The 3708-nt window shown below is 71.0% G+C and carries 3 protein-coding genes and 1 pseudogene; 1 reads left to right on the top strand and 3 read right to left on the bottom strand.

The genetic code is table 11. The annotated features are described in order from the left end of the window. Nucleotides 1-176 precede the first annotated feature (176 nt). Nucleotides 177-707 carry a GNAT family N-acetyltransferase gene (locus BWR60_RS35760; RefSeq protein ID WP_088158077.1) on the top strand — a complete coding sequence of 177 codons (531 nt, stop codon included), beginning with the start codon at nt 177-179 and terminating at the stop codon, nt 705-707. A gap of 222 nt (nt 708-929) precedes the next feature. Here BWR60_RS35760 and BWR60_RS35755 read toward each other — a convergent pair whose 3' ends face one another. The 3 genes and pseudogenes from BWR60_RS35755 to BWR60_RS37505 form a co-directional block, all read right to left on the bottom strand. Next, nucleotides 930-2705: a beta strand repeat-containing protein gene (locus tag BWR60_RS35755; protein WP_088158075.1), complete on the bottom strand. Its 1776-nt coding sequence runs from the start codon at nt 2703-2705 to the stop codon at nt 930-932. Then, nucleotides 2704-3297: pseudogene (locus BWR60_RS39105) on the bottom strand (calcium-binding protein); the annotation flags it as partial. The gene BWR60_RS35755 and the pseudogene BWR60_RS39105, both read right to left, overlap by 2 nt. Next, the gene (locus BWR60_RS37505; protein WP_429913061.1) at nt 3198-3683 is read right to left on the bottom strand and encodes a calcium-binding protein; all 486 of its coding nucleotides are present in this window, start codon (nt 3681-3683) and stop codon (nt 3198-3200) included. The gene BWR60_RS37505 and the pseudogene BWR60_RS39105, both read right to left, overlap by 100 nt. Between the last annotated feature and the right edge of the window lie 25 nt (nt 3684-3708).

Here is a 3708-nt window from a genome sequence, read left to right as displayed (position 1 = left end):
GATCATGGTCATGACGATGGCGATGGCGCCGGGCACCAGCGTGTTGCGGCTGACCAGCTCCTGGTTGAACCAGACGCGCTGCTCGACATCGATCGCGGGCGCAGGTTCCGAAGGCGGGCTCCGCCGTGATAAAGCCTGACGGCGTTCGGGGGAATCGCGCTGATGCGAGATCGATCATGATCCTGGCCACGCCGCGCCTGCGGCTGCGGCCCTGGCGGGTGCAGGACCGCGACGCCTTCGCCGCCCTGACCGCGGATCCCGAGGTGATGCGCGACCTGGGCGGACCGCTGGACCGGGCGGGCAGCGACGCCAAGCTCGACCGCTACATCGTCGGCTATCACCGCCAGGGTTTCTGCCGCTGGGCGGTGACGGACCTCTCCGGCGCGGTGCTGGGCTATGCCGGGCTGATGCGGTCGGGGCCGGAGCACGCGGCCGGTCCCCATGTCGATATCGGCTGGCGGCTGGCGCGGCACGCCTGGGGCCAGGGCTATGCCACCGAGGCCGCGGCGGCGGCGCTGCGCGACGGGTTCGGGCGGCTCGGCTTCTCCGAGATCCTGGCCTACACCGCGCCCGACAACCTGCGGTCGCAGGCGGTGATGGCGCGGCTGGGCCTGCGGCGCGAGCCCGCGCGCGACTTCACCTCGATCATCGACGGCACGCCCTGGCACGGGCTGGTCTGGGTGGCCCGGGCCGCCGACGAGGGCTGAGCGGCGAAGACCCGCCATTTGACGGGAAGAGGCGGATTGCGGATTCGACAAGTGCGCCGCGGGTGCGCACAGGTCGGCAAGGCGCGAAGCGCGGACCTTGGGTCAAGTGCGGCGCCGATGCGCTTGGTTTCCGCAACGGGTGAGGAGCGGACGTCGCGGTGGCTTGGCCCGACGTCCGGATTGCGCAGGAAGCGGTCGCGAGATTGCCCAGATCAGCCGCGGCTACAGCACGAAATCGCCGGCTGACAGCGGGTGGTCAGCGATGACGTTGATGGCGAAGTCCGGCGCCTTGTCGCCATTGGCGTCGACATAGACCACCTGGATCGACCCCGCCGTCACCACCCGCAGTTCACCCGCCGTGCCGGTGAAGGCACCGGTGCCGAAGGTAAAGGCGGTGTCGCCATTGCTGGGATTGCCGTCCGCATCGATCGCCGACAGGTCGATCCTGTCGCCGGCCGAGAAATCGGTGATGCCGTCCTTGCCGATGCCGGAGACCGCGCTGTCGGACAGGGCGGTGTAGACGAAGGTGTCGTTGCCGGCGCCGCCCTTCAGCGCATCGCCGCCCCCGCCGCCGGTAAGGACGTCGTCCCCGGCCAGGCCCCACAGTGTGTTGGCATTGGCGTCGCCGGTGAGCACGTCGTTGAAGGCGGAACCCTGCACCTGCTCGATGCCGCTCAGCGTGTCGCCCGCGGCATCGCCGCCCGACATCGCGCCGGTCGCCAGGTTCACTGAGACGGCTGACGCCGAGCCGACATAGACGGCCGTGTCGATGCCGGCGCCGCCGATGATGGTGTCGGCCCCGGCGCCGCCTTCGACGGTGTCGTTGCCGTCACCGCCGTCGATCGTGTCGTCGCCGGCACCGGCATAGATGTTGTCGTGGCCGGCCTCGCCGAAGACCTGGTCGTTGCCGGTCCCGGCATCGACCGAGTCATTGCCGGTGCCGCCATGGATGGTATCGACCCCGTCGCCGCCGACCAGCCGGTCCGCGCCGTCGCCACCATCGAGATTGTCGTCGCCGCCCTCGCCCGAAAGCGAGTCGTCGCCGCCATTGCCGACGAGCGTATCGTTGCCGAGCTCGCCGCCGATGATGTTGCGGCCGTTGTCGCCCGACAGATGATCGTCGTTGCTCGACCCGTACAGGTTCTCGATGTTGCTCAGCACATCGCCCTGGGCGTCGCCGCCCGTGGCGGTGTGGTTCAGCAGGTCCACGGTCACCGCCGCAGTCGAGCCCTGGTAGTTGGCGAAGTCCGAGCCGTTGCCGCCGTCGAGGATGTCGGCGCCCGCGCCGCCGCGGAGTTGGTCGTCGCCAGCGCCGCCGCTCAGCGTATTGGTCGCGGCGGAGCCGTACAGCCGGTCGGCGAAGCTGGAGCCGGTGAGGTTCTCGATCCCGGTCAGCGTATCCCCCTGAGCATCGCCGCCGGTGCCCGTCCCGGTCGCCAGATTCACCACCACCGCCGCGGCGGACGCGGCATAGGTCGCCGTGTCCGTGCCCATACCGCCATCCAGCGCGTCGGCCCCGGCGCCGCCGGCGAGCAGGTCGTTCCCGCCGGCGCCGTTGAGGACGTTGGCCCCGGCGTCGCCGGTCAGCGTATCCGCGAAGGCCGAGCCGGAGAGGTTCTCGATGCCGGTCAAGGTGTCGCCGGTGGCATCGCCGCCGGTCGCCGCGCCGCTTGTGAGGTTGACCGTGACGCCCGCGGCGGACCCGGCATAGCTTGCTGTGTCGATGCCGGCGCCGCCGTTCAGCGTGTCGGCCCCGGCGCCGCCCTGGAGTGCGTCGTTCCCGGCGCCTCCGTCGAGCATGTTGGCGCCGGCATCGCCGGTCAGGCTGTCGGCGGAGTTCGAGCCGGTGAGATTCTCGATGCTGTTGAAGGTATCGCCGGTGGCATCGCCGCCATTGGCGGTGTTGGTGGCGAGATTGATCGTGACGGCCGCGGCGGAGGCGCCATAGGCGGCCGCGGCCCGCGAGCACGTCGTCGCCGGCGCCGCCGTCCAGCACATTCGCCCCGGCCTCGCCGTTGATCGTGTCGGCGAAGGCCGAGCCGATGACGTTCTCGATGCTGCTGAAGCTGTCGCCCTCGGCATCGCCGCCCGTCGCGGCGTTGGCAGAGAGGCTGACACCGACGCCCGCGCTGGAGAGAGCATAGGAGATGGTGTCGTTGCCGTTGCCGCCCTGCAGCGCATCGGCGCCGCCGCGTCCCTGAAGCGTGTCGTTGCCGTCGCCGCCGTTCAGCACATTCGCCCCGGCATCGCCGGTCAGCGTGTCGTTGAAGGCCGATCCGATCAGGTTCTCGATGCCGGACAGGGCGTCGCCCTGGGCATCGCCGCCCGAGCCGGTGCCGTTCAGCAGGTTGACCACGACCGCCGCCGCCGAGGCGGCATAGGAGGCGGTGTCGATGCCGTTGCCGCCCTGCAGCGTGTCGGCACCACCGAGGCCGATGAGCGTGTCGTTGCCGTCGCCACCGGCCAGGGTGTTGGCCCCGGCATCGCCGGTCAGCGTGTCGTTGAGGGCCGAGCCCGTGAGATTCTCGATGCCGGAGAGGACGTCGCCGGCGGCATCGCCGCCCGAGGCGGCGCCGTTGACCGTGACCACGACCGCCGCGGATGNCCACCGGCCAGGGTGTTGGCCCCGGCATCGCCGGTCAGCGTGTCGTTGAGGGCCGAGCCCGTGAGATTCTCGATGCCGGAGAGGACGTCGCCGGCGGCATCGCCGCCCGAGGCGGCGCCGTTGACCGTGACCACGACCGCCGCGGATGAGAGGGCGTAGGWRACGGTGTCGATGCCGTTGCCGCCCTGCAGCGTGTCRCCGCTACCGAGACCCTGGAGCGCGTCGTTGCCGTCGCCGCCGACCAGGACATTCACCCCGGCATTGCCGGTCAGCGTGTCGTTGAAGGCCGAGCCGGTGGTGTTCTCGATGGCCGCCAGCGTGTCGCCCTGGGCGTCGCCGCCCGTGCCGGTCCCGTTCAGCAGGTTGACCACCACCGCGGCGGCCGAGGCGGCGTAG

Origin of the sequence: Inquilinus limosus (assembly GCF_002195995.1) — a bacterium.
GTDB lineage: Bacteria > Pseudomonadota > Alphaproteobacteria > DSM-16000 > Inquilinaceae > Inquilinus > Inquilinus limosus_C.
Note: the sequence above shows the minus strand (reverse complement) of the source record. Positions and strands in the feature narration are given on the sequence as shown.